This is a genomic window from Nostoc sp. UHCC 0252, assembly GCF_034931145.1.
Classification (GTDB): domain Bacteria; phylum Cyanobacteriota; class Cyanobacteriia; order Cyanobacteriales; family Nostocaceae; genus Nostoc.
Genome location: NZ_JAYGHE010000027.1, coordinates 54,515 through 78,499 on the forward strand (window position 1 = coordinate 54,515; position 23,985 = coordinate 78,499).

The following is a 23,985-nucleotide window of genomic DNA, read 5'->3' on the forward strand; positions in this document are numbered from 1 at the left end:
GCCAAATGCTGCTCAACGGCATTAAGGATGACCGTGTGGGTACAGGAATGGTAAGTGTTACTGATGTTGATGTTTCTGGCGATCTCCAACACGCTAAAATCTACGTCAGTATCTATGGTACAGATGAAGCTAAAGCAGAAACAATGGCAGGCTTAAAGTCAGCCACAGGTTATGTCCGCAGCGAACTAGGGGCGCGGGTACGGCTACGTCGTACACCAGAGGTACTGTTTCTCGAAGATCGCTCCATAGAACGCGGTAACAAAGTATTGGCACTACTGAGCCAGCTTAACCATGAGCGTCCGCCAGAAATGGTATCAACAGAAGGCAGCACAGATGAAGATGATGAATCATTTGATGAATAAGTAACTTAGATAACAATGTAACTTCAGAACAATTAATCTCAGCAAATCCGCCAAACAGTTTACAGACGTGACTAGATCGCGTCTGTTTTAATGTAACCATAAACTACTTCAGCGATCGCTAGTTGCATCTGTAGACTACGCTGACCTCCACTCAAATCTTGTAAGAAAGCGGGAAGGTAATGCAACAGTGGCTTCAAATCATTTGGGATTCGACCCCTAATGATTTGCTCCTCCTACCTTCTTCAAATTACGAATTAGTATTACTCCAACCTTCTACAGATGTTTATCAAAAGAAAATTGTGTATAATTAGTGCTAAGAATAACTAAGTAATCATGGATTTACTTAAGAAATAATTAACAGATGCTATGGTAAAAGCCTTCGTAGTGTATTTTAACCGTTATGTTTTGCTACAGTTTATACCTTAGTATCTGACAAATATTCTTATGTTGTTTACCCTTAGATAAATAACGCTAGTTCTAGATTGGCTTTAAGGTGATTATTTAATATGTAAGCGATGCCTGTGGCGGGCTACACCTACACAATATGAATTTTCCCCTCCCGCCAAATCTTGCCTAAATATAGTGATGGCAGGACTTACAGACTTGTTGCATAAAACCATACAGCCGCCATAGCAGGTTAAGTTAACTACTCGGAATTTTTTTTGTAAAGCGGATTTTCGATAAATGTCAGGATTCGTTGACTTTCTTAACATTTCTTGAGATAATTTCAGGAGATGTAGCGTCAAAATAAAAATAGTTCCGTATAGCAAACTACAAAATCTTAGCCACAAGTCTAATTTCTGTAATGTTTGTTCCTAATTATTAACGGGAACACTATCGTAAGTGTTAATTTGTGAGTAAAAACCATGAGTGTGAATACGGTGCCTTCTATCAATTACTACTCTCTCGATTTGATTCAAGACGAAGCACGCCGACTGGTGCAAAAGGGAATGATTAGCAGGCAACAGCCGATATATACCCTCTGCCAATACATTCCAGCGAGAGAGTGGGTTTGCGTTGAATGTGAATTAGAAAAATGTGACTTTTTGTTACGCGATCGCATTGGCGACCTAATTGGCCGCGAACAGTGGGACAACGACTAAATCAAAGTTTGATTTCAAGTTTGGGATTGGGGGTTAATTTTCGATGTGTGGATGTCACAGTCAACGATCCTACGCCCAATCTAGGGGATGATCTCTGGTTTTGATCGGCATTGCCCCATACGAATCTTGCGTTTTTCATTCACACATAAGCATTGGAGTCTGAATTTATATAGTTATTCAAGTCGAAGAAGGCATCAAAAGCATTTTTTCTGTATATGGTGCTACAGCTTGAGTTGAGTATGTAAATTCTGTGAAGCTCCTGCATTGATCCAATAAGAGTGTAGGAACTTCACTTTCGACTCGCAATTCATAGCATCGTTTCCCACGAGAAAGCGATCGCTTCTTTGTTGTTCAAAGCTAAAATCCGTCTTGAAAAGTAAAAATTATATGAATTATTATCCGGCTTGCTCTAAATATTGATTAATATCTTCAATAATACGGGTAAGTTCAGCTTCAGTAGTCAAACGAATGTTGACGTTGCGGACAGTCAGTAGAACTTTAGCTGCGAAGGGCGTGGGCCAGATATTAGGATTGCAGAAAATTTCTAAAAATACTTCACCTGTATAACGATATTCCAGTGGAGGCTGGGGAGTGACTTTACCGCCGCCAGGAGTTGGTTTAGCGGTGACAGCTTTTAGTCGCTCCATCAGTTGATCTGTCGCTGTCTTTAATTCTCGTGCCGCTTGGGGTGAAAAACTGAAGGATACAGAACCTTCAATTAGGTTCAATGTTAGAGGAATTGAAGACATAAGTTTTTTATTAAAACTTCTTGATAAATACTAATATTACCGGAATAAGAGACCAAGCCACCAAGATCGACGGCGGTGAAGCCCACTTTTTTAAGGATGCGCCCCAGTGTTGGTGCTAGTATCGTCACCAGATAGATTTCTACGATCGGACTTTTTTGGTTTTGCTGTGTTATGTCATGTCCGGTTAAATAGTTGTCATTGCGTACCGCCAAGGGCGGAACCCGCAGATTACGAAGGTCTCTGGGATTGCTTCTCTACGAGACGCTTTGCGAACGCTTCGCTCGCAATGACATTTTATAAAGATTTACGCAAAAAATAGCCTAAACTTTAATTTCCAAGTAGGGGCAATTCATAAATTGCCCCTACTTGGTGTAGTTTCGCGTAAGTCCTATTTATATCTAAATATGCCTACTACTTAAAACTTGTTGTTTGAGGAAAATAAACCTTTGGAATTATATTGCTCAAACTCATAAGGGTATTAAATGTTCACTTATCCTTACTCTGTCCTGTAAGTAACGGCTTTGCGTCTACGTTAAAAAATTGACTTTGACAAAAAGTTTTAGCCTTAAATATACTGTATTCTCTTCCAAGGTGGCAAATAGTACTCATAAAGATCGTTATTTATTCTGAGTTAGTACAGATGGCTGATGGTCATCACAATATCTTTGAATACAATTCAGCCTGGACTAGATTGATGTATGAATAACAAAATTAATTAAAATATTTATGGAATTAATGCTAGAAATCTGCTGTTATCTATAAAAGCATTACTAATGTCTGTAAAACTTGTAGCTGTTTTTACTTATAAATAATCTCAATAAAATAGGATAAATATAGAGATTATGGAGAGACTTAATTATTACTGCGTAAGACTTTGATACATCTTATTTGTGTTTATTTATATTTTAAGTTTTACATTAGAAGTCATAGAACTTGATGTGATAAATTATTTATGGTTTACGATAACCGTGCCGAAGTACGAAAGGTTTTAATTATTACCCTACTTCTCAACCTGTTTGTAATGGGATTGAAAGCAGTTGTGGGTTACTGGACAGGTTCGTTGAGTTTGCTGGCTGATGCCTTGCATAGTGTGACAGATAGCGCCAACAACGTTTTAGGATTAATTGCGAGTAAATTTTCTTCTCCACAACCCGATCGCGAACATCCCTACGGACACAGCAAATTTGAAGCTGTGGGAGCTTTAGGAATTGCCTCATTTTTAGGAATAGCCTGTTTTGAAATTTTGCAAGGAGCAATCGAGCGAATTCTCAAAGGTAGTGGTGAATCGGTGAGAATATCGCCACCTGAGTTGTGGTTATTACTAATTGTGTTGGGTGTGAATATTTTTGTGGCGTTTTACGAACGTGCTGTAGGTAGGCGGGTAGGTAGCTCAATTCTGATAGCTGACGCTACACATACCATGAGCGATATTTGGGTGACAATCTCTGTAATTGGCGGCTTGATAGGAGTTTGGCTTGGTTATCAATGGATGGATTTGGTGTTATCTTTTCCTGTCGCCTTGTTGGTATTTTGGAGCGGGTGGTCAGTTTTAAAAGAGAATTTGCCTTGGCTTGTAGATCAAATGGCGATCGCACCAGAAGCAATTCATGCGATCGCTACTTCTGTTCCAGGTGTAATTAACTGTCATGCGATCGCTTCTCGTGGTGTTCTTGGTCGCCAAGTCTTCATTGAAATGCATTTAATAGTAGATGCATCAGACGTAGAAACGGCCCACTACATAACTGAAGAAGTAGAAAGCCGATTAGAAGAACGGTTCCGTCCTGTGAGGATTTTAATTCATGTTGAGCCACCAGAATATAAGTCTGAGCAAATTAGCTTTGAAACTGGAGCTAAATAGCTCAGGCAATTGAAAATTATACTCTGTTATAATGCTGAGAAATTTTCTACCAGTGGCATATCGTGAATGAATGTTGATCTTAACCCGTATAATAGGCAACCAAGTTTGCGACGATCGTAACTAGTTCCCCTGGATCAACTGGTTTAGCCACATGAGTCTGAAAGCCTGCTTCTAGCGCCCGGCTACGATACTCACTATCACCGTAGGCAGTTAAGGCGATCGCAGGAAGCTTTCCGTAAATATCAGGCTTTAGCGCTCGGATCTTGCGGATGAGGGTGTAGCCATCTTCACCAGGCATAGCAATATCACAAATCAGTACATCTGGTTGCAAGTTAGACAGTACTTTCAATGCTACCTCTGCTGATGCAACTGCCATAACAGTGGCTCCATCAGCTTCTAACACAGTAGCAACGTAAAAACGGCTATCGTCATCATCATCAACTACGAGAATGTTCAAGCCAGCAAGGGGGAGAGGAGGTTCCATAACATCTCCATTAATGTTTATCAAATGAAAGTTATTTCTAATGAGATGCTGGTTTTTTCTCTGTCACCACACCATTGGTAATTTTACTGCGATCGCACCTATTTTCCTAGATAATAATTCAATTTGTCCAGCCACAATCCAGTTGATGGTTAATTTTTAGCTGAAATTTATATTTATTAGCTGTATATAATCATGTTATTTTCTAATTTTTTTATAGTTAAACAACTCATCTTTACAAAGATTGAGAGTTGGAAAATAATTTTACGAATAGTTGCCTGCTTTATTGCTAAAAAATCAGGAGAGAAAATTAAAGGTTAGGGGTTGAGCAGTAATCAAGCGGACATAATAAACATAGAATAGCTTACTAAACCAAGAATCAAAAAAATAGACAATGCTCAAACTCAGAACGAGTTAGATCGGCATTGCCATTTCAAAATATATGAATCTAAACCACTGCAAATAATCTGAATTATGGAATAGAGTGATGAGCTTTTAGTTAAGTCAGCTTAAACCTTAGTTACTCCCATTCAATGGTTCCAGGCGGCTTAGAAGTGATGTCATAAACCACCCGATTTACTCCTTTAACTTCATTCACAATTCGCGTGGAAATCACTTCTAGGACATCGTAAGGGACTCTGGCCCAATCAGCAGTCATACCATCTTCACTGGTAACAATCCGCAAAACAACGGGGTAAGCGTAAGTACGTTGATCGCCCATAACGCCAACACTACGGATTGGTAGCAATACAGCAAATGCTTGCCAGAAATCATGATACATACCGCGTTGGTTAATTTCTTGCCGGACAATCAAATCGGCATCACGCAAAATATTTAACCGCTCAGATGTGACTTCCCCCAGAATGCGAATTGCCAAACCAGGCCCAGGAAAAGGTTGTCGTTGGACAATTTCTTCTGGTAAACCAATGGAACGCCCAACTTTGCGGACTTCATCTTTAAATAATTTCCGTAGTGGTTCCACCAATTTAAATCTTAGGTCTTTGGGCAAACCGCCAACGTTGTGATGACTCTTAATTTTTACCGCTACCCGCTCACCAGTTTTGGGATCAACGTTGGTATCAGCTGATTCGATGACATCTGGGTAAAGAGTCCCTTGAGCCAGATAGTCAAAGTGGCCGAGGCGCTTGGATGTTTCCTCGAATACGCTGATAAATTCGTGTCCGATGCGGCGGCGTTTCTCTTCAGGATCGGTGACATCAGCAACTTTAGCTAAAAAGCGATCGCGGGCATTCACATACTCTACAGGAATGTGAAACTGTTCTTGAAACAGCTTTACCAATCGCTCTGGCTCATACTTTCGCATAAACCCTTGATCGATAAATACGCAAGTTAGTTGATCCCCAATTGCTTTATAGAGCAAGAAAGCCAAGGTAGAAGAATCTACTCCTCCAGATAGCGCTAAAAGTACCCGCTTATCGCCAACTCTGCTCCGAATTTCTCGAATTGCCTCTTCGACAAAAGCCGCAGTTGTCCAAGTGGGTTCGCAATCGCAGATATGGTAGACAAAATTACGGATTAATGCTAAACCGCCAAGAGAATGCACTACCTCTGGATGGAATTGCACGCCGTAAAGTTTCTTTTCGTGGTCGGCGATCGCAGCACAGGGAGTATTTTCTGTATGTGCCAGCAATTCAAACCCTGAAGGCATTTTGGTAACTGAGTCTCCGTGACTCATCCACATGGTAGTGCCATCTTCAACGTTAGTCAGCAAATCTGTGGGATCATCAATATATAATGAGGCTTTGCCGTACTCACCTCGGTCAGCCTTTGCCACTTCCCCACCGAGTTGGTTCACCATCAGCTGCATCCCATAGCAAACACCCAAGACGGGTATTCCTAAATTCCAGATTTCTGGGTCACAATGGGGAGCCTTCTCACCATAAACCGAACTTGGTCCACCGGAGAGGATGATTCCCTTGGGATTGAGTTGGCGCAATTGTTCAGAAGTAGTGCGATAAGACAAAACTTCAGAGTATACTTGAGTCTCGCGGATGCGACGGGCAATCAACTCAGAATATTGAGAGCCGAAGTCTAGAATTACAATCAATTGGCGATCAAGCCGTCCAACATTTTCCAATGTTTGGGGCGCTTGCTCTGTTGGTATCACCGCTGTATTCATGACGGGAGTGTTATGTCTGTTAAGGGTAGATGCTTTGTGGTCTATAGTGATGTTATTATCAGCCTGGTTAGGCTAATAATGGTATAAAAGCCCTAGACAAACGCGAGGTTATGTGCGTTTGTCTAGTCCTGGAAGCGGAGATGGTATTAGAACGATAAACTTACCCTAGAGTGGTTACTTAGAAAATTATTTATTTGAATTGTTTACGATTATTCATAATAAATTAACATAATTTTCCCATCAACAGAGCAGCAGTTTTACTCTTCACGATAATTTTGCGATCGCGATCAAACAGAACCGAGCCACAGACTGTAACTGCTGTGCCCTTTTCGCTATGGCTTTGGATGTATTCTTGAGAACGAATATCGATGGTTTCGGCGATCGCACTGTAAACTTGATTTACCCAATCACTACCAGTTGCAGCATCTAGCGATTTTAGATATTTTAGTGCGGCTTCGGCGGTAGCACTATTAAACACAGCTTGGATATCCGGTGATTTTAAACCTGCGATCGCACAGTGGGCTGCTAAAATTTCTCGCCGTCCATCAGCCAAGTAGTGATGGGTGTGAAAAATTCCCCCCGCTAGTTTCATCAGCTTTCCGTGATAGCCAAATAATAAGATTTCTTTTACACCTAGCACATCAGCTTCTACTAACATTGGGCCGAGCCAGTTAGCAGTTTTGACCAATTGTTCGGGATTAATCCCTAGTTTACGCGCTAAATCTAGTCCATTCTCGCCGATACAGAATACTAAACTCTCAAAACAATTGGCTTTATTTTGTAATTCCGCCCGAAAAACTGCAAGCTGATCTGGCGTACTTAAGGGTTGAGAAATACCGGTTGTGCCTAAAAGCGAAAGTCCTTCAACCACACCAAAGGCAGAATTTGAAGTCCGAACAGCTAGCGATCGCCCTTCGGGTAAAATAATCGTCACCGTGATTTTTTCACCCGGTGCTAGCATTCGTTGTAAGTTTTCTTTTAAGAGCCTTTGAGCATAAGCATAAATAGCAGGCTTGTCATCAGCATTCGCCTGTTTGCCAATTCCTTCCCCGCCTTTAATGATTACAGCATCATTACCCTGTTCTCGCCATTCCACCAATGCCCAAATCGGTGTATTTTTAGTCAAATCGAGATTATCACCAGGATCGCTACGAGTTATTGCTAAAGCTGTATTTTCAGATAATCCTGCTACCTGTTCAATGGGGATTTCGGCGATTTGAGCCGGTTCAAGCAAATCTACAGATGCTAAAGTTAGGGGTTTGCGATCGTGTAACCAGTGTAAAGCTGCAATAGCAGCAGCGCAGGCGAAAACGGGGAGTGTATATCCAGAACGGGACATTTTTTAAATTTAACTGTACGAAACAATACAGACAAAATTCAACCTTCTCACCAGGGGAGATACTGAACTTGACCTTCTAGTTCTCCCTCCTGGCTACACTCTACAAGTACAAGAATATCTTCAATGACCTGCCCGACTGGAGCATCTAAGCTGACTTCGATAACTCCGGGCATGGTCTTGACCTTGCCTAACTCGATCGTATGCGTAGCGAGTAATTGTAGAAACGTCATGGGTAAGCAGGATACGTCCTTCTTGGGCTGCCCAATCCAAGACAGTTGGATCATCTTTGCCTGATAGCCCAACATCTTGTACACGAAGGATGTCTATTTCCGGGCTACGGCGGAACAATCCTCTAACAACCGTATTATCAAAGTTTTCATCAGCAAGCAATTTTAACATGCTTCCTGTGCAGCTTTGCGGGCAAGCAAGCGATCGCGTAAGCCCTGTGGGTCAAAATTGGTTTGATTGATTGCCCGAATCTCTTGTGATTGCTGCCGTCGCTGATGCAAGTAGGTTTCTACTTCCGGTTGATGATTGAGGTAGAAGGCGATCGTAGCGTAAATGTCAGCCAAATTGAGCGACGGATAGCGATAAACAATTTCCTCGGCTGTCGCGCCTTGCTTAAAGACAGCAACCACAGTGTCCAAGGTGACGCGGGTTTTGCCCACGAGAACTACACCATCCTCATTCGATTTTAGAGGAGCAGGTTCAGCAATAATCGATAGTGTCATGAACGCCTTCCAATTCATTGCTTTGATAGTAGCGCGTAACCAGTGTAAAGCAGCAACAGCAGCAGTGCACCAAAGACGGGAAGTGTGTATCCAGAACAGGACATTTTGTAAATTTAAAAGTCAAAATAATGTTAGGTTGTGTCGCCGTCTGTGACTTGTGGCATGGACTCAATTATTGCCCTTAGCACCTTATTGACTGATTCTGGTGTTGTAAAAACTTGAGCTACATCTTCATCTAGAACCACGACTTTTAGCAGTTGCTTTTTTCTACTTTGAACAGCAAAGCGGTTGGGCTTTGCCTTTTTATAATCAAAATGGTATTCAGCTATAAGCTCATCATCTGAATTGTATGACTCCTCAGAAGGCGTTTTGTTCATAATCTTCACGCTCCCTTCGAGTGGCTAAACGGGCACTAATAATGCGAATGGTATTAGAACGTTCGGTGAACTGTCATAGAAATAGCCTCGTGTTCACGTAAAAAGGGCGGTTAGAAACCGCGTCTACACAGACGAAACCCGCCTGCGCGGGTTAAAAACATTAATTTTCTCTTAGTCCGCCTACGCGGACTTTGTTTGTATAGCCGCGAATTCTATGAGACTGTTGGTCAATTCACGATGGGTTAAACCCCTCGTCCCTAAACCCTTGCTTTTGCGTTGCTTTCCCGCCCTGCAATAAATTGATTGCCCATAGCTAAAGTGCGTTGAAACGCACTGAAATTAAAGAAATTTAAGATGGATTTGGGCTGAGGGGTTAGACCTCCTGTCAATTCGCCAACAGTCTCATTCTATTCGCCAGGATTTAAATCTCATCTGTAATGAGATAGGTCGGACAACTGTTCGACTTGCGCCTACCAAGCTATCCGACCTGGTTTTATTTTCGGACAAAGTTATCTCTGTCGCCGGAACAGGTCTGGACTCTTCTGGGTACGCCCGAACAATTCCCATTGTCCAGTTCTGACAGTGGAAGAGTGCTGGAAAAACCGAACACACAACCCGAAAACCGATAAGGTTGAAGCGGAAGGCGGGAGAGTTATAGCGGCGGACGGCAGCGCGACAGTCCGCCGGAGAATTGCTCCAGGAACCGCCCCGACATATCCGTTTTTCACTATTTCCATTCACTATCCAAGCTGTGCCATCAGTGGGCGCACTTATCCCTCTTCTGTCACTTTCCGGGAAGGCGATCGCTAGAAGCCTCATGAGGCAATGAATACAAGCTATACTATTAGAAAAAAATCGGTCTTGTATTTGTTATTAGAAAATAATCGCGCGATCGCAGGCTATACAAAAGCTCTAGAATTCAGTAGAATTTTCTGGCATAGTTTCTGGGTCAGTAGTTATTTCCCAGTAAGTTATAGCTCTTTTTTTACCATAAATTATTTCCCTAATGTATCTAATTTCTGATTTTTGATTGCTAAATGTTCTCTCAAATTTACACCACTTATTCGCCCTAACCCTCTGTCCTGCTGGCAACCAGACTCCATGATTACAACTAAATTGATACAACATAAGCTAAATTATATTCAGCTATTTTTCTAATAAATTGACTACTTTCACCATATAAGCTATCAGCCAGTACTAATTCAATACTAAACCCTGATTCAATTAGCTCTGTAATAATTTCTGATGCCAACTCTATTTTCGTTTTGTATTTATCTGACTCCTTTAGTGTTCCTTTTGGTTTAAATACTTTTACAATTATAGCGTTTCCTAGTCTACTGAGGTACACCCAAATCTTGTTTACCAAGGTTAGTAGCTTTGAAAACGTACCTCACTAGGTTGGGAACCGCTATAATGGAAAAGTTATATTAGAGTAAACTCCATAAGCATTAACTGCAAACGTTACCATTATCTATCTTCCCCACGCTTCCCAAATATTGTCTAGCCACATAATCAGTCTTTTTACCTTTTTTTCTATCTCCGGTTTCATCTATGACTACTGTAATTGCCTGACCATCTAATTCTTGCTTCAATCTATTTAATCTTCGTTGTTTTAACTTATTTACTGACCAATCTGAATTGGCTAGAAAATGATGTAATGACTGAGCTGAGTTAATACTTACGACTTTCGCTATCTCTGGTAATGATTTTCTTTGAATTTGGGACATTATTCCCAGATATAAATATTTGAAGCACTCATAATTTCTTACTTCTTTAAACAGGTCTTTATACTCTGCACAATATTCATCTATGGTGGCAACTGTTGGGTGAGCATCTCTTGCCAAATGTTTCAAGATTTGTAATTCTACATCCATTGACCTACTTACCTTTCAGGGTTTTATTCTTTTATTCTTTTATTCAGAATACCCGGAAAGTGGCAGAAGAGGGATAAGTGCCTCAAATCATAGCCAAATACTTTCTAAATATCCTCTAAAAAGAAAATTTTTGGATCGATATAAATCTTACTGTTAGCTTTTATCCTTGTATTTTTTGCCCAAAAAAATGCAAATACCAGTACTGCTTTGTGGCATTAAGCATTCTATTTACAAACGCCTTTGTCGAGTTAGTTAATAGTAATGAGAGTTAGACGGGTCATGCAATGTTTCTCTAATTAATCGAATACAAAAATTCTGGCTAGCTTTTATCCGAAAAAATTTTGCTTTTTGTATTGAAACTTCTTCAAACACACCACCAATTTCCTTAATGTTGTATTTGATAAAGCTACAAAGCACTCCAAAATCAACATTAAATATTTACTATAGGACTCATATTTGATTTTTGAACAAAACTCAGTACACCTTTATCCCTTCTTCCCTATCTCCAGTCCCCAGTAAAGAGTCCCTTACCTCTACGAGTGATTCAGAAATCAAATCGGATTGCTATATTTACTATTGAATCCAGCCTACTGCTTCTTGCATTTGCTTCTGGATATCTCATTGATCATGTTCTTGACTTGATAATATAGGTTTCGCCGGAACTTTTCTAGAGTTATCAAGGGTACTGAAGTATTTTAACTGTGATGCTACATTTGTTCGCAAGTTAACGCGATTTTTAGATAAAATAAAACCCTGGACAAAGTTTTACCTTCTTGTACAGGGTTGTCTATTATTTTATTCTGCTCAAGACAGGCTGTTTTAGACTGGCATTGTGTAGACTTGGCATGAAAAGTCAGGTCAAGGTAGAGCTTGAATGAGTTCTCGAATCACATCTATAGCGGGTCTGCCTGTCTGTTCACAATGCTTTTCAAGATTTTGAGCTTCATCTGATGTCAAGTTTAAGGTAATTCGCTTAAGCGCCCTTTTTTTACTGGAGGTTGCCAAACGGGGAGATTTAAGTGCAGTAGTTTTATTCATTGATTGATAGTCTAGATATATACAAGCTTTCTTTATCAAGATTGCCAATTCCGAGCTGTCTTTACCAGTGAAAATCGGGATTTTTGGATTGAACTTAAGCTTTATACCCAAATATCTTACTGAAGAGGCAAGGTAGCAAATAGTTGCTTCACGCTTAATTAATTTTTCATTACCTGTGGTACTAGAAACTTTTAGCTAGAGAGCTTATGTCAGCAATGTCTCACAAAGTGGATTGTCTGTTGAGTAAATGGTATTGAATTACCGAGACGAGTAGATTGCAAAAGATGGTTTTTATCAGTAAAAATTCTTGGTGTTATATGTGTTTTAAATTCTCTGCAATATGAGATTGTTCCTTTGTGATAGCTATCACTTCATATCTATAGCAACCTAATAGATAATTCCTTTTAGTCAAAGGTGATTACATAAATAGTGAGTTAATACATGACCTTACAAAATTGGAGACGCAAGCGTGGCGTTGCACTTACTACCAAGGGGTTACAAAAAATTAAGGAAGCAAAGCATCAGTCAGAAGCGGAAGAGAATTTTGGAAACAGGTATACTCTTGAAGAAATGAGTGCCCGCTCTGGATTATATTCCGCGACTATCTCTAAAGTATTGAATCGGGAAGGAGGGGTTGATAAACAGACTATTGAAAAGCTTTTTTCAGCTTTTAATTTAAAAATAGATAAAAGTGACTATTTAAGCTCAAATACTCGTCTAGATTGGGGAGAGGCTATCTTTAACCCAGTTTTTTATGGACGTATAGAAGAGCTTACTACGTTGGAGCAATGGATTCTCAATGAATACTGTCGAGTAGTTGCACTATTAGGAATAGGAGGTATAGGGAAAACAACGCTTTCTGTAAAGCTTGCTCAACAAATTCAGGAAAACTTCGAGTATGTGATCTGGCGATCGCTACGAGAAGCCCCACCTGTTACAATTATTCTCAGTAACCTAATCCAATTTCTATCTGACGAACAAGAAACGGAAAGCAATTTACCAGAAAGCTTTAGTGATAAGGTATCGAGACTCCTCTATTATTTGCAAAATCATCGCTGTTTGGTGATTCTTGATAATGCAGAGTCAATTCTCCGCAGTGGTAGCCGCGCCGGACTTTATCGGGAAGGATATGAGGAATATGGTGAGCTTTTCAGACGGATAGGAGAAGCAACTCACCAAAGCTGTTTAATACTGACTAGTCGTGAAAAACCGAAAGAAATAGCATTACTCGAAGGACAAGCAATACCTGTTCGCTCATTACCATTGAGCGGCTTAAAGATAGCAGAAGGGCAAGAAATCTTAAAACTCAAAGGGCTATCTGCCGTAGAGGATGAATGGAAAGTAATGATTGAGCGCTATGGAGGCAATCCACTAGCGCTAAAGATAGTTGCTACAACTATTCAAGATATTTTTGATGGTAATGTTACTGAATTTTTGCAACAAGACACGGCTGTTTTTGGCGACATTCGTGATGTTTTAGAGCAGCAGTTTGAGCGCTTGTCAGATTTAGAAAAGGATATCATGTACTGGCTAGCGATTAATCGTGAGTCGGTCACACTCTCAGAATTGCGAGATGATATTATATCACCAGTTGTACAATCAAAATTACTAGAGGCTGTAGAATCTTTAGGAAGGCGATCGCTAATCGAGAAAGCTACGCCTACGCTGATTGGAAAAACTGGATTACTTTTTACGCTCCAGCCTGTAGTCATGGAATATGTGACTAGTAGCTTCGTAGAAAAGGTCTGCGAGGAGATTGTCACTCAGAATATTGATTTATTCACGAGCAAAGCTTTGATAAAAGCGACGGCAAAAGAATATGTTAGAGATACTCAATTTCACTTTATCATCAAACCAGTTATAGATGGGCTGCTTACTGCCTTTAGAAGTAAAAAAAACTTAGAAAATCACTTGGCTCAAATTTTAGCAACCCTACGAGAGATATCCCCTCTAGAACAAAGTTATACGGCAGGAAATGTCTTTAACTTGCTTTGTCATCTAGAAACTGATCTTAGAGGTTACGATTTTTCTTATCTAACTATTTGGCAAGCCGACTTGCAAAATGTAAAATTGCATAATGCAAATTTTGCTCACGCCCATCTAGCTAAGTCTGTTTTTGTTGAAACCTTTGGTGGTATTTTTTCAGTAGCCTTTAGCTCTAATGGTAAACTTTTAGCTACTGGTGATACCAATGGAGAAATTCGCTTATACGAAGTTGCTAATAGTCAGCAACTTCTGACTTGTAAGGGGCATACTGGTTGGGTTTGGTCAGTTACTTTTAGTTCCGACGATCAGGTTCTTGCCAGTGGCAGTAATGACCAAACAATAAAACTGTGGGATACCAGTACTGGTCAGTGTTTAAAAACTTTGGAGGGTCATAGTGGTGGGGTTCGTTCAGTCACTTTTAGTCCCGGCGGTCAGGTTCTTGCTAGTGGAAGTGATGACCAAACAGTGAAGTTGTGGAATATCAGCACGGGAAAATGTCTGAAAAATTTACAGGAAAATGGTTGTAGTGTATGGTCTGTTGCCTTTAATCCAAAAGGTGATGTGTTAGCAAGTGGAAATGATGACTATAAGGTAAGGCTGTGGGATATTAACAGCAGTTCATGTATTCACATCTTAGAGGGTCACACTCAACGGGTATACTCAGTCACTTTCAGCCCTGACGGTAATACACTAGCTAGCGCCAGCCATGACCAAACAGTTAAACTCTGGGACACGAGTACTGGTAAATGTATTAAAACTTTGCAGGGGCATACAGACTTGGTACATTCAGTTACCTTCAGTGGAGATGGTAGCGCTCTTGTTAGTTGCGGTGATGACCAAACAGTTAAGGTATGGGATTTCGCTACTGGTGAATGCCTTAAAACTCTACAAGGACACAGAAGTAGGGTATGGTCGTTAGCAATATGTATAAATCAAAACATTTGTGCTAGTAGCAGTGATGACCAAACGGTAAAGTTATGGAATATCAGCACTGGTAGATGTATTAAAACTTTGCAGAGTTTCAACAATGGGATATGGTCAGTTGTTGTCAGCCCAGACGGTAAGATTATTGCTAGTGGTAGTTACGATCAAACAGTGACACTGTGGGATTTTGATACTGGTAAGTGCCTAAAAACTTTGAGGGGGCATACTAATCGAGTTACATCAGTTACTTTCAGTGCCGATAATCATTTTATTGTCAGTGGCAGCGAAGACCGAACCTTAAGGCTATGGGATCTTGATACTGGTAAGTGTCTAAAAACTTTGAGGGGGCATACTAATCGAGTTACATCAGTCACTTTCAGTGCTGATAGTCATTTCATTGCCAGTGGTAGCGATGACCAAACAGTTATGGTCTGGGATGTTGGCACTGGTCAATGTCTTAATACTCTACGAGAACATAGTGGTAGAACATGGTCAGTCGCCTTCAGTCCCAACAGTCATACATTAGCCAGTGGGAGTCATGACCGAACAGTGAAACTCTGGGATGTTCACACTGGTAAATGCCTTCAAACTCTGCAAGGCCATACTGACTGGATATATTCAGTCACTTTCAGTGCGGATGGTTACACTCTAGCTAGCGGTAGCGGAGACCAAACTATAAAACTGTGGGATGTCAGCACTGGTGGCTGCCTTGGAACTTTGCAAGGGCATACCAATAGCGTATACTCAGTTGCTTTTAGTGCAGATGGTTGCATACTAGGTAGTGGTAGTGGCGACCAAACGGTGAAGCTTTGGGATGTTGACACAGGTAGTTGCTTAAGGACTTTATCCGGGCATACTAGGTGGGTTTGGTCAGTTGGCTTTAGTCCCGATGGTCAAACTGTGATTAGTTGCAGTGAAGATGAGACAATTAAAATTTGGGATGTAGAAACAGGTGAATGTTTGAATACTTTGAGAAGTAAAAATCCTTACGAGAAAATGAATATCACTGGCATAAGCGGGTTAACTGAGTCTCAGAAGGATACTTTAAAAACTCTAGGAGCAGTTGAGTATTAAAGGAGACTTAATATTAGAGTTATAATACAGAGTCAAGGCAGCTTGCTAACAAGTGCTAACTCAATTAGTTATTTTGCTTTTCAATAGCGAAACTGCACCTAAAATGCTGTATGCTAGCATTCCTAATCCAAGAGATGGTTCGGGTACTGGCACTGGCTTCAGTGCTGAGAATGCTAATTCTCCAATTAGCTTATGAGCAGTAGTTGTAGGATGCACTTCGTCCCAAAACAAAAATTCTTCAGGATTACAGGAAACTTGTTGTGTGGGAACATCTATAGGCACTACTGATAAGTCTTCGCTAATGCAAGAGTTAGTAACGTTTGTAAAACCGAATTCCTCTGGAGCAGCAATGATCCTATCAAATAGGGAATTAACATTCAGTTCTATAATGTTGACATCGGGACTTAATTGTTGGCTCAAAACTTGGAGTTCTGTATTCAAGTTAGAGTTATGTTCACTGCTGAATGTGTTGAATAAGTTGAAACTTTGACTAGTGAAATTTGCAAAAGGCGATTTTCCCAAATCCGGTAAGTTTACCACCATGATATCTTTAGCACCATCAGCAACAAGTGATGTCAACGCTGTTGATAAATTTGCCACTGTATTGCTAGGATTTGGCTCACCATCGAAAAAGTAACTTAGATAGTCATTAGTACCAGCCCAAATAATATATAGAGCATTAGGATCAGCAGTTTCTGCTGCTACAAAGTTATTTATCTGTTGCTGCAATCCTGGTAAAGTAGCCAAACCGATATTCTCAGTTCCTGTAGTTGCGCCACCAAAAGCAAAGTTATTATTCAGATTTAATGTTGATCCTAGATCAGAGGCAAGATAATCAACCCAAATTGGGCCATTAGAAAAACGCCCATTAGAGTAGGTTGGACTTGGAGGAATGATGCCGTTAGTGGCATTAAATACATTACCACTATCAGAAAAACTGTCTCCAAAGATGTAAATATTGTCATAATCTTTTGCTAATACTTTGAATGGAAATATCAAAGATAATAGCAAAAATCCTGTTGTTATAATTTGTCTTTGCACAGTTAATTCCTTAATCTAGTTTCAACCTTGTAAAGATGTCCTTAAAAAGAAACTTCGCTCTTTTGTTGAGAGCTTTCTGTTGCTGATTTAGAGCTTTCAAGAGGGTCAGGACTTAGCGCTACATTACCCCAGCGCATCACGTTCGCAGCAATAGCACCGGCTGCTCCAAAGCCATAGATGAGAACCAGGTCATTTTCCCGAATCTTGCCCAATTTTGCAGCATAGTACATATTGGCGACAGTAAGTACTGGTCCAATGTTTGCATATTGAGAATAGAGATCGATCGTCCGTTTTGGATCAATGCCCAGTACGCGCGTGCAGAAGCTGGCAAACCAAGCAGTAGATGTATTGAAAATAAAAAAGTCGATTTGATCGAGTGTCACACCGGCCGCAGCAATAGCACCCTCACAGCATGTACGGAGAAACCCCACGGCTGTTGAGCGAGTTACCTTGTTGGCTTCCTTGCATAGCTTCATGCGAAGCTGTGGATTGCCCTGCGCGTCCGTCGTAAGTTTAGGAAAAACTACATCACATAACTCACCAGCATGAATGGTCTTTGTGCCAAGGATTCCCTGATTCGATTCTAATGAACCAACTACAAAAGCTCCGGCACCATCACTAAGAAACCATGACATGGTATCATCCTCATCAAAAAAGCGAGAGTATGTGCATGAGATAACTACCAAGACGTTGCGGTACTCTCCTGCTCGTACCAGCGCACAGGCGGTTTGAAGCGCAATAGGTGTACTGCCGCATGTTGCATCAAGGTTCCATGCAGCACCCCCCAGACTAAGTTTACGGGCAAGGAAAGCTGCATCGCCCAGCCCGATTTGTTCAGGCCATACAGAAGCGACAATCATTAGATCAACATCTTTGGGGGAAAGCCTAGCCGCTTCGAGGGCATCCCTTGCAGCGCGTTCCTGTAACGTCAGTGATGATTCGCCACTATCAAGTACCCATCTATCAACAGTACCACGAAATGGGTCTGACAGATATGGCATCATTTCTAAGTCAAACTCGTTGCTGGGGGTGGAGTCTGTAAGCGAAAACATCCTCGCCAAACTTTTTTGCTCTGCCTGAGCAATTAACTCAGGGTATTTTTGTCTGTAGTAATCATTAGTACGTCTAGTACTGGGAAAGCTCACTGCGATCGCCCGAATACCTACTGGTTGATCCATCATAACTAATCTCTTCTCAGTAATTCGTAGCGCCTTGCGAAATTAGACTGTCTAGACGGCTTACCATTGGTGCAGGGCAGCTAGGTTCAATGAGTATATCAACAACAAACGGACTAGTCGAAGCCATAGCTTTTTCTAACGCCGCCTGGATCTCGTACTCTGTTTCAACACGGATACCATCCGCTCCCATACCCTGAGCAATCTTGACAAAATTCACTTGGGGAATTGTTGCATCCACGTCCTTGAAACCCAAATACGCCATCCCCTGTTCGCACATATTGTAGCGCCCATCGTTGAGTACAATCCAGACGGCAGGAATTTGGTAGGCTACCGCAGTGTTTACCTCACTGCTCATGAGCATAGCACCATCCCCGACAATAGCAACTGCCTTCCCATTCCGTGCTAAAGCAGTACCCAGGACACCAGTCACAAAATGTCCCATAGACCCGAAGCCAGTGCTGACCCTGAAACGAGACGATTCGGCAAATCGCAACAGGTGAATTGCCCAAACCAGAGAGTTACCCACTTCGGTCATGACAACTGCATTGCTCTGTTCAACAATCACCTGTTGAATCATATTCATAAGCACGTCTGGTCGTACTTTACCGTCAGCACGCGGATGGATTAAATTGCGTTTAGATTTCGTCAGTGACCGAACTTTTGACATACCAGAACGAGCTGGAAAATATTTTAGTAATGCCTTGCAAAATACCCCCACATCGGACTGGATCGCAAACGTCTCAACAGATGGATATGCGCTTCCTGGAACTTTTGGGTCTATATCAACATGCAAAAAACTACGCCTGGGGATCATCTCAGGGTTCCAAAATGATGTTAGTTCGCCAAGACGTGTTCCTAGTACCAGGATGTGCCTTGGACGTTGCTCCCTCATGTACCTGAAAACAGACTCATGCCCACCAAAGCCAGTAACGCCTACAAACTGAGGATGATCTTCAGGAAAAATACCCTTCGCTCGTGGTGAACACATTACGGCAGTTCCTGTTCTCTCAGCAAGCTGGCGAATCTCTTTTGCAGCACCCCGTGCCCCAAAGCCTACCCAGATTCCAAACGGCTCCTCAGAGAGTAAGTGGACGCATTCGGCTATCGTCTCCTCACTTGCTGTTGCCGCAGCTTGAGACAGAGTTACTCGTGGCAAAGATGTATTTACTGAACTTGTCTGGATGTTTGCTGGAATACTGATATGAGCTACAAATCCTCCTGGTTGTCCTAGACCGAGAGCAATCCTCCGAGCAACCTCTGGCAGTTCATCGCTGGATTCGAGGGTTGTCGCATAATGGAATATTGTTCCCGAAGTAAAAATACCTGCGCTAGGCATGGTGTAGTTGCTAGTTTCTTGACAAGCCCACCGGCCACGCTGTGGTGAAGAGGTCGAAGCTGATACGAAAATTACCTTAGCTCCCTCCCAACGGGCAGCCAACAGCCCTGTTAAAGCATTGGTGATCCCCGGCCCTGTAGTAGTGAATATGACAACCGGGCGATCGCTAGCAAAGTAAGCCTCAATTGCTGCAAAAGCTGCTCCAGCTTCGTGGCGAAAGTGCAGCACCTGTATGGAACTTCGGTGTAACGCAGCCCATATCGGCGCGATCGCACCTCCCGAAACACCAAAGGCATACTCTACCCCCATATCCCCTAGCATTTTAACCACTGCCTCTGCTACCGAAAAAGGTCTAGATGGCTGGCTATGAGATTCCTGTTCAGTGGTATTCGCTTGTGTATCCTGAAAGTTGAGATGCATACAAACTATACTTATTAGGAATAATTCCCCCTGTGAACTAACATTATCCCATACGCTGAAACTCAGTAATATTACTTTTTTTGGATAAGTACCATAAAAATTTTTTAGTACTGCTTTACTAAAGGAGTGAGTAACGTTAAAACGACCCTTACACTTCGCTTTGCCAATCTTTTAGCAGTTAAAAATCTGATATAAGAAATCTTTAGAGACTTTAACACCATCTGGATGTGGCGATGCCTGCGGCGGTCTGCCCCAAAGCAGATGGGTTAACCCATCTTCTAATTTATGAGAACTGAACGCTATAGAATCAAGTCTTAGAGTATAAAAACGTGATTAGTTTAAACCAGTACAAGGCTTTAACTTTCGATTGTTACGGAACCCTGATTGATTGGGAGAACGGGATTTTAGGAGCGCTCAAGCCACTTCTGCTGGCACACAACACTAATTTGGATGACGATCAAATTCTGGAACTTTTTGCTGATTTTGAAGCGGAACTGGAAAAGGATGATTATATCAAATATCGGGAAGTTTTGAAGAGAGTAGTCGAGAAATTTGCTGAAAGATTTGGCTTTGAGCCAACTGCCAAGGAACTAAATTCACTTCCTGATTCGATTCAGCATTGGCTGCCTTTCCCGGATACAGTTGAGGCACTCAAAACCCTCAAGCAAAAGTTTCAGTTGGTAATTATCTCAAATGTAGATGATGATCTCTTTGCTTTCTCAGCAAAGCATTTGGAAGTAGAATTTGACCAGATAATCACAGCAGAACAGGCAAAAAGTTACAAACCTTCATTGAACAACTTCAGACTGGCTATAGAGAGAATTGATTTGCCGCTAGAACAGATATTGCATGTTGCTGCTAGCGTATATCACGATATCGTTACAGCCAAATCTTTAGGACTATCAACAGTCTGGGTAAATCGTCGAGCAGATCAACAAGGAGAATCAGCATTAAGTCGACCTGACTTAGAAGTGCCTGATTTAAAGACTCTTGCTGCTATGAGTTCACAAAAATAATACTGAACAATAAGTGTCAAGCGCCCAACACTGTATTTGATCGGGATCTGTTGTTACAAAACTAAACAGGGATTGCAACATAGATTGATTCTGCCTTACCCTGGAAAAACTACTATGCCAGTTTAATGGCACGCTCGACCTTCTTTTGAGGGCGACACATAAGGGACGGTTAACGCTTGTAGCAACCCTCTCTTCTGGCTCTCCTTTTCTCAGCGTCCTGCCGATAAACTTGTTCAATAAAACACTTTGATAGCCTAAAACGATGAAAGCATCTGCTAATTTCGACTTTGAAGACGAGAAATTTAATGCACCGCCTTCTCAAGTCATCCCTTGGTGTCAGATGATTAATCCTCGGTATGGCACAGATGGTATGCAATCCCACGGTTTGGCGATTAAATTAGATAATGCCAATGCTGTCGGCTTTGTACCAGATGATAATTGGCAGCAGGTAGAGCATGAATTTAGCTCTGGAGTCGAAACAGTTTTTATTAGCACTACTCCAAACTTGGTTTTGGTGCGTCGGGGGCCATTGTCTGTCAAAGACCGGGAAAGTGGTCTAAAGCTAGGTACGCTCAAAGAGAATTATGATGCTTTCTTAGCAGACAAACTGAAATTTAAAACCTTTACCCGCTATCTAATTTTTATCGTGGGTGAGAATAAAAAGTTTTTACATGAATCACCATTACAACTAACTCTTAATGGTGCTGCTGGAGCAAGTTTCAGCAAAACCTACTGCGAATATCAACAAGGTAAAGTAGTTAGTGGATTCGTTGCTGAACTAGAAAAAGCTTATGCTATCTACCGTAAGCAACCTTTAACACCAAAAGGGCCTTTGTTCCATGCTCACGGGATTTTTTGCCCCATCATTGAATGTGAAGAAAGAGGTATTGAACCAAATACTGTTCTGGTAGCTTCAACTGTGGACTACAAACATCCCACAGTAGGGACTTTAACACAATATCTAATTGCTTCAGATTCTCCTGAGTCTGCAATGATTTGCAAAACTTTTGAAGAATACAAAGATTTTGGGAAGGAACCCGTGAAATCAGAAACGCCTAAATTGGCAATGGCAGGAGTTTCTAACTCTTACGTTTATGCTGATGAAGATGATTTTGCTTATCCTCCATATTAGGTGGGAGTAGGGAGTAGGGACTAGGGATTGGGAATTGGGAATTGGGAATTGGGAAAAGACTTGTTTCAAGTTCCTCACCTCTTTCCCCCTGCCCCCTGCCCCCTGCCCCCCTGCCTCTTCTGCCCAATGCCTATTCTTTGAGCAGCAAATAATATAGTGAACCATTACCGCCTGTGATGCCAGCGCGATCGCCTGCTAGTTTACCAGACCCCATAAAATAATCCACCCGACCTGGGCCTTTGATGGCGCTTCCTGTATCCTGATCAAGCACATAACGGCTGACAGTACGCCTCTCTAGTTTGCCACCACTAGCAGGGTAGGGAAATGAGTTGTAAATTAGGGCTAACGCTCCCGGAGGCATGAGAGACTTATCTGTGGCAATGGAACGTTCTGCTGTCACTGGCACATGAATACTACCTGTCGCCGATCTACCGTTTGTTTCTTGGAAGAAAATAAATCGTTCCCAGCGTGGCAGATAATTGCTCAACTCCTGCGGTTTTGCTCGAAAATAACTAATCAAACGTGGCATTGTCAATCCTTCCAGTGGAAGTTTGCCATCTTTGGCCAGTTCTCTGCCGATGCTAGTCCAGGGGTAATCAGTTCCACCTGCATAGCCAATAGATGTTGTTTTGCCATTAGTTAATTTAATTTTGGCAGAACCTTGGATATGTACCATGTATGCTTCTAAGCGATCGCGGAACCAAAGCATTTCTAAACCGCGCAATTTGCTCTTATTCCCTTTTAGACCATCCTTCCCTTCCAAATCAATTCGTTTTGGGTGAGGTTTCGGCCACTGGCTGAAATCAGGTGGTAGCCGATAAAGGGGATACTTATATGTTGCAGTTCTGACACGGCTGGCGGTGTAAACAGGTTCGTAGTAAGCAGTGAATTTAACAGTACCCTTGTTATCGTTGCCTACAGACTGGTAAAAGACAAACTCACGGCGAACAGCAGCTTGTAATTGGTCTGCTGACCTTGAATTAACAACTAGTTGGCGGAAACGTAGCAAACTCCGGCGGACGCGATCGCGGGTAATTTCCTTAATTGGATAATTTTGATATGCTGCGATCGCCTCTTTCTTTGTTAGGTAGAGCAGACTGTTGTCAATGGAAGCCAGCAACGCATTGCGATCGCCTGTTTTACCTTTTTGACCCCAAATTTGGTCATCCCAACCCAAACAACTCTGCCGGAGCGTACAATCGTTTCCTATGGCGATCGGCTTTAGCGGCGGCGCAATCTCTGGAGTGATCGGTATGGGGACAGGTGAAAGATCGGGAGCAGCTGGTACTGGCAACGGCAGTAAGTTAGGAACCTGAGCAACGACCGACCAAAGAGGGTTTACAAGGACAATTCCCAGACTCAAGGAAAGCAAAGCAAGGGTTTTTCTCATCATTTAGTTGAATCTTTCAACACTGGAACTAAAAACAGGTTCTACCCGGATTGCTACGACCCGAGAAGGTCTTACTACCATATATTCCCCTTGAATATTTTTGATCGGCACACTAATAAAGTCATTAGAAGCAGATTTTGGCACAAGTTCGCCACTATACCACTTCTGAAACTCTTGAATAGTAGGAAAACGTACTTCTTCCCGGTGGCCGCTTTCCAGTAGGAGGTATACGGCATATTCATTTGGAGTTCTAGCCATAAGATTGAATCATTTGAAAAACATTCAACCCATTGTTAACCACATAACCCCAGAATGAAAAGGGTAAGCTTACGGGAGGTGGGGAGCAGGGGCAGGGGGCAGGGGGCAGGGAGCAGGGAGCAGGGAGCAGGGAGCAGGGAGCAGGGAGCAGGGGGCAGGGAGCAGGGAGCAGGGGGCA

Annotated in this window: 20 protein-coding genes and 1 pseudogene; 6 read left to right on the forward strand and 15 right to left on the reverse strand. The window is 41.9% G+C overall.

The features are described from left to right. Nucleotides 1–362: 30S ribosome-binding factor RbfA (gene rbfA, locus VB732_RS16845; RefSeq protein ID WP_323232014.1), on the forward strand; the 362-nt coding region annotated here is incomplete at its 5' end. 866 nt (nt 363–1,228) lie between these two features. After that, nucleotides 1,229–1,465 (forward strand): DUF4327 family protein, encoded by a 237-nt coding sequence (locus VB732_RS16850; protein ID WP_012407481.1) that lies wholly within the window; start codon nt 1,229–1,231, stop codon nt 1,463–1,465. Between the two features lie 395 nt (nt 1,466–1,860). On the opposite strand, the gene VB732_RS16855 is transcribed toward VB732_RS16850, so the two are convergent. Beyond that, nucleotides 1,861–2,214 carry a hypothetical protein gene (locus tag VB732_RS16855; protein ID WP_323232015.1) on the reverse strand — a complete coding sequence of 118 codons (354 nt, stop codon included), beginning with the start codon at nt 2,212–2,214 and terminating at the stop codon, nt 1,861–1,863. A 952-nt stretch (nt 2,215–3,166) separates the two neighbouring features. On the opposite strand from VB732_RS16855, the gene VB732_RS16860 reads away from it, so the two are divergent. Further along, nucleotides 3,167–4,072 (forward strand): cation diffusion facilitator family transporter, encoded by a 906-nt coding sequence (locus tag VB732_RS16860; RefSeq protein ID WP_323232016.1) that lies wholly within the window; start codon nt 3,167–3,169, stop codon nt 4,070–4,072. 79 nt (nt 4,073–4,151) lie between these two features. On the opposite strand, the gene VB732_RS16865 is transcribed toward VB732_RS16860, so the two are convergent. From VB732_RS16865 to VB732_RS16905, 9 genes and pseudogenes are all read right to left on the reverse strand, one after another. Further along, complete coding sequence (locus tag VB732_RS16865) at nt 4,152–4,556, reverse strand: response regulator (RefSeq protein ID WP_323232017.1); 405 nt, start codon at nt 4,554–4,556, stop codon at nt 4,152–4,154. Between the two features lie 517 nt (nt 4,557–5,073). Further along, nucleotides 5,074–6,693 carry a glutamine-hydrolyzing GMP synthase gene (guaA, locus tag VB732_RS16870; RefSeq protein WP_323232018.1) on the reverse strand — a complete coding sequence of 540 codons (1,620 nt, stop codon included), beginning with the start codon at nt 6,691–6,693 and terminating at the stop codon, nt 5,074–5,076. Nucleotides 6,694–6,916: 223 nt separating this feature from the next. After that, nucleotides 6,917–8,032 carry a cobalt-precorrin-5B (C(1))-methyltransferase CbiD gene (gene cbiD / locus VB732_RS16875; protein WP_323232019.1) on the reverse strand — a complete coding sequence of 372 codons (1,116 nt, stop codon included), beginning with the start codon at nt 8,030–8,032 and terminating at the stop codon, nt 6,917–6,919. A 120-nt stretch (nt 8,033–8,152) separates the two neighbouring features. Further along, complete coding sequence (locus VB732_RS16880) at nt 8,153–8,431, reverse strand: DUF5615 family PIN-like protein (RefSeq protein WP_323232020.1); 279 nt, start codon at nt 8,429–8,431, stop codon at nt 8,153–8,155. Further along, nucleotides 8,425–8,763, reverse strand: a complete 339-nt coding sequence (locus VB732_RS16885) for a DUF433 domain-containing protein (RefSeq protein WP_323232021.1) — start codon at nt 8,761–8,763, stop codon at nt 8,425–8,427. The genes VB732_RS16880 and VB732_RS16885 overlap by 7 nt, the downstream gene beginning before the upstream one ends. A gap of 131 nt (nt 8,764–8,894) precedes the next feature. Then, complete coding sequence (locus VB732_RS16890; RefSeq protein WP_323232022.1) at nt 8,895–9,140, reverse strand: hypothetical protein; 246 nt, start codon at nt 9,138–9,140, stop codon at nt 8,895–8,897. 402 nt (nt 9,141–9,542) lie between these two features. Beyond that, on the reverse strand, nt 9,543–9,959 hold the full coding sequence (locus tag VB732_RS16895) for a formylglycine-generating enzyme family protein (protein WP_323232023.1): 417 nt from the start codon (nt 9,957–9,959) through the stop codon (nt 9,543–9,545). A 96-nt stretch (nt 9,960–10,055) separates the two neighbouring features. Further along, nucleotides 10,056–11,014, reverse strand: a pseudogene (locus tag VB732_RS16900) (transposase); the annotation flags it as partial. A gap of 858 nt (nt 11,015–11,872) precedes the next feature. Further along, nucleotides 11,873–12,052 carry a CopG family transcriptional regulator gene (locus tag VB732_RS16905; RefSeq protein ID WP_323232024.1) on the reverse strand — a complete coding sequence of 60 codons (180 nt, stop codon included), beginning with the start codon at nt 12,050–12,052 and terminating at the stop codon, nt 11,873–11,875. Nucleotides 12,053–12,493: 441 nt separating this feature from the next. Between VB732_RS16905 and VB732_RS16910 the strand changes: the two genes are divergently transcribed. Further along, nucleotides 12,494–16,036 (forward strand): NB-ARC domain-containing protein, encoded by a 3,543-nt coding sequence (locus VB732_RS16910; RefSeq protein WP_323232025.1) that lies wholly within the window; start codon nt 12,494–12,496, stop codon nt 16,034–16,036. A 60-nt stretch (nt 16,037–16,096) separates the two neighbouring features. On the opposite strand, the gene VB732_RS16915 is transcribed toward VB732_RS16910, so the two are convergent. Genes VB732_RS16915 through VB732_RS16925 form a run of 3 tightly spaced genes read right to left on the reverse strand, consistent with a single transcriptional unit; the run spans nt 16,097 to nt 20,011 of the window. Then, nucleotides 16,097–17,077, reverse strand: coding sequence for an SGNH/GDSL hydrolase family protein (locus VB732_RS16915; RefSeq protein WP_323232026.1), 981 nt, complete (start codon nt 17,075–17,077; stop codon nt 16,097–16,099). A gap of 41 nt (nt 17,078–17,118) precedes the next feature. Further along, a complete protein-coding gene (locus VB732_RS16920; protein WP_323232027.1) occupies nt 17,119–18,258 on the reverse strand; it encodes a ketoacyl-ACP synthase III family protein in 1,140 nt (379 codons plus the stop codon). Nucleotides 18,259–18,271: 13 nt separating this feature from the next. Then, the gene (locus tag VB732_RS16925; RefSeq protein WP_323232028.1) at nt 18,272–20,011 is read right to left on the reverse strand and encodes a ScyA-related TPP-binding enzyme; all 1,740 of its coding nucleotides are present in this window, start codon (nt 20,009–20,011) and stop codon (nt 18,272–18,274) included. Between the two features lie 329 nt (nt 20,012–20,340). On the opposite strand from VB732_RS16925, the gene VB732_RS16930 reads away from it, so the two are divergent. Both VB732_RS16930 and VB732_RS16935 read left to right on the forward strand, forming a co-directional pair. Next, nucleotides 20,341–21,027 (forward strand): haloacid dehalogenase type II, encoded by a 687-nt coding sequence (locus VB732_RS16930; RefSeq protein ID WP_323232029.1) that lies wholly within the window; start codon nt 20,341–20,343, stop codon nt 21,025–21,027. A 262-nt stretch (nt 21,028–21,289) separates the two neighbouring features. Next, a complete protein-coding gene (locus tag VB732_RS16935; RefSeq protein ID WP_323232030.1) occupies nt 21,290–22,159 on the forward strand; it encodes a DUF5895 domain-containing protein in 870 nt (289 codons plus the stop codon). Between the two features lie 130 nt (nt 22,160–22,289). On the opposite strand, the gene VB732_RS16940 is transcribed toward VB732_RS16935, so the two are convergent. After that, nucleotides 22,290–23,549 carry a murein transglycosylase A gene (locus VB732_RS16940; protein ID WP_323232035.1) on the reverse strand — a complete coding sequence of 420 codons (1,260 nt, stop codon included), beginning with the start codon at nt 23,547–23,549 and terminating at the stop codon, nt 22,290–22,292. A gap of 3 nt (nt 23,550–23,552) precedes the next feature. Next, a complete protein-coding gene (locus VB732_RS16945; RefSeq protein WP_109010830.1) occupies nt 23,553–23,807 on the reverse strand; it encodes a hypothetical protein in 255 nt (84 codons plus the stop codon). Nucleotides 23,808–23,985: the final 178 nt, after the last annotated feature.

Coding starts and splice junctions, on each gene's coding strand:
- VB732_RS16850 (WP_012407481.1), top strand. CDS start 1,229: ATGAGTGTGAATACGGTGCCTTCTATCAATTACTACTCTCTCGATTTG.
- VB732_RS16855 (WP_323232015.1), bottom strand. CDS start 2,214: ATGTCTTCAATTCCTCTAACATTGAACCTAATTGAAGGTTCTGTATCC.
- VB732_RS16860 (WP_323232016.1), top strand. CDS start 3,167: ATGGTTTACGATAACCGTGCCGAAGTACGAAAGGTTTTAATTATTACC.
- VB732_RS16865 (WP_323232017.1), bottom strand. CDS start 4,556: ATGGAACCTCCTCTCCCCCTTGCTGGCTTGAACATTCTCGTAGTTGAT.
- guaA (WP_323232018.1), bottom strand. CDS start 6,693: ATGAATACAGCGGTGATACCAACAGAGCAAGCGCCCCAAACATTGGAA.
- cbiD (WP_323232019.1), bottom strand. CDS start 8,032: ATGTCCCGTTCTGGATATACACTCCCCGTTTTCGCCTGCGCTGCTGCT.
- VB732_RS16880 (WP_323232020.1), bottom strand. CDS start 8,431: ATGTTAAAATTGCTTGCTGATGAAAACTTTGATAATACGGTTGTTAGA.
- VB732_RS16885 (WP_323232021.1), bottom strand. CDS start 8,763: ATGACACTATCGATTATTGCTGAACCTGCTCCTCTAAAATCGAATGAG.
- VB732_RS16890 (WP_323232022.1), bottom strand. CDS start 9,140: ATGAACAAAACGCCTTCTGAGGAGTCATACAATTCAGATGATGAGCTT.
- VB732_RS16895 (WP_323232023.1), bottom strand. CDS start 9,959: ATGAGGCTTCTAGCGATCGCCTTCCCGGAAAGTGACAGAAGAGGGATA.
- VB732_RS16905 (WP_323232024.1), bottom strand. CDS start 12,052: ATGAATAAAACTACTGCACTTAAATCTCCCCGTTTGGCAACCTCCAGT.
- VB732_RS16910 (WP_323232025.1), top strand. CDS start 12,494: ATGACCTTACAAAATTGGAGACGCAAGCGTGGCGTTGCACTTACTACC.
- VB732_RS16920 (WP_323232027.1), bottom strand. CDS start 18,258: ATGATGGATCAACCAGTAGGTATTCGGGCGATCGCAGTGAGCTTTCCC.
- VB732_RS16925 (WP_323232028.1), bottom strand. CDS start 20,011: ATGCATCTCAACTTTCAGGATACACAAGCGAATACCACTGAACAGGAA.
- VB732_RS16935 (WP_323232030.1), top strand. CDS start 21,290: ATGAAAGCATCTGCTAATTTCGACTTTGAAGACGAGAAATTTAATGCA.
- VB732_RS16940 (WP_323232035.1), bottom strand. CDS start 23,549: ATGAGAAAAACCCTTGCTTTGCTTTCCTTGAGTCTGGGAATTGTCCTT.
- VB732_RS16945 (WP_109010830.1), bottom strand. CDS start 23,807: ATGGCTAGAACTCCAAATGAATATGCCGTATACCTCCTACTGGAAAGC.